This is a genomic window from Shigella sp. FC1967, from assembly GCF_001743005.1.
Classification (GTDB): domain Bacteria; phylum Pseudomonadota; class Gammaproteobacteria; order Enterobacterales; family Enterobacteriaceae; genus Proteus.
Genome location: NZ_MIIZ01000994.1, coordinates 1 through 1,402, shown reverse-complemented (window position 1 = coordinate 1,402; position 1,402 = coordinate 1). Strand labels below are relative to the sequence as shown.

The window sequence follows — 1,402 nt, the reverse complement described above, 5'->3', positions numbered from 1 at the left end:
CTTTGAATTGCTTGATGCCATTGAAAACGGCACCGAAGCTGTATCTGAGTACCTCTCTGGCAATGCAGAAAACAGCAAGCAACGTAAAGCGGCAAAAAACGCGGAAGGGAATGAAGTCGTTAAAAAAAACATCTGTCGCCAACATGCTCGGTTTTGAGACCATCAAGACGGGCGTTAAGATGCACTTCCGAGTTGATTTCGATTCCACTGTTACGGAAGCACAGTTTGGTGCCCTTCTGTTGGCCCTTGAAGCCTGGGTGAACCACAACTATGTCGGTGGCTGGGGCCGAACCAATTTTGGACGCTTCAAAGTTGACGCCATCCGCATCGACTCTGACCGCTTTGAGATCTTTGAAAGCTATACCAGTGAAGCTCTCTACACTGAGGGTAAATTCACGCTTGCCAATATGGCTGATGACATCAAATCCCATGTGGCGGCCTGCAAATCTGAGATCGAAGCAGTTGAGCGCGATGAGATCGTCAGCTACTTCACCAACCTGGTAAAGGCATAAGGTGACATGATGGAGCCGTTAAAAGTCACCTTTAAACTCGGGGGCATGATGGTCATGCCCTCTAACCCGATACACCTGGACGCTTTGATTGCTTATGCCGTCACACAAGAGCGTTTACCAGAACTGGAGTTTGATCCTCAGCCCATATCCTCATTGGCAGAGGAACTTCCCATCGAAAAGTACGAGCAGGATGGTGACTGGTGCTGGAAGGCATCCGCCATCACCCCAAACAACGTGTTTGAGCGCAGCTCTCGTCACTACACGCAGCGCATTGACGAAGATGCCTATGCAGAAGCCGCTAAAGGCGGCTTCATACAGGCAGGACGCAAACGCGGCGAATTGGAGAGAATGTCTCACGCAATCAAGATCGACACGTTACGAGGTAGCCAGCGCAATCTTCTCGGCTTTTACCGTACTGCGAGAGTCGATGAGTTAGTTGGCTATATTGTCGGGGATAAAGACCAGATCAGTTATTACCTCAAAGAGTCTGGGCTCATCACTCACATTGGCCCTCGTCGTCGTCAAGGTCATGGGAAAATAGTGGATGTCATCATCGAAAGTGACCAAATGGCCCTTGAAAAATGGATGCTGCGGGTCAAACCATTTAAGTTACTCGATGCTGACGTGGAGGTTTTTGCTACAACCAAGCCCCCATATTTCGACAAGACATTGATGCAGTCTGCGTTTATTCCTGATTTTATTTAAACGCACATATAAAAACAGATGGCCTTACTTTAACTGTTTAGGGGTCATCTGTTTTTTAATGTAAGTTGCCTTGCTCTTTTACAATATGTTTTCTCATTTGCTGTCAGCCCCGCTACAGCGGGGGTTAAAGTGTTATAAAAGCATCTGAGTGGTTAAGAAGTGAGTCCTCCCCGCACCAGCGGGGG

General features: G+C 48.1%; 2 protein-coding genes. Both read left to right on the top strand.

What is annotated here, in order from left to right; translation table 11 throughout:
- The first annotated feature begins 110 nt into the window (after nucleotides 1-110).
- Nucleotides 111-512 carry a hypothetical protein gene (locus BHE89_RS17250; protein WP_216081024.1) on the top strand — a complete coding sequence of 134 codons (402 nt, stop codon included), beginning with the start codon at nucleotides 111-113 and terminating at the stop codon, nucleotides 510-512.
- Between the two features lie 9 nt (nucleotides 513-521).
- Nucleotides 522-1,217 (top strand): type IV CRISPR-associated protein Csf3, encoded by a 696-nt coding sequence (gene csf3 / locus BHE89_RS17245; RefSeq protein ID WP_069369982.1) that lies wholly within the window; start codon nucleotides 522-524, stop codon nucleotides 1,215-1,217.
- Nucleotides 1,218-1,402: the final 185 nt, after the last annotated feature.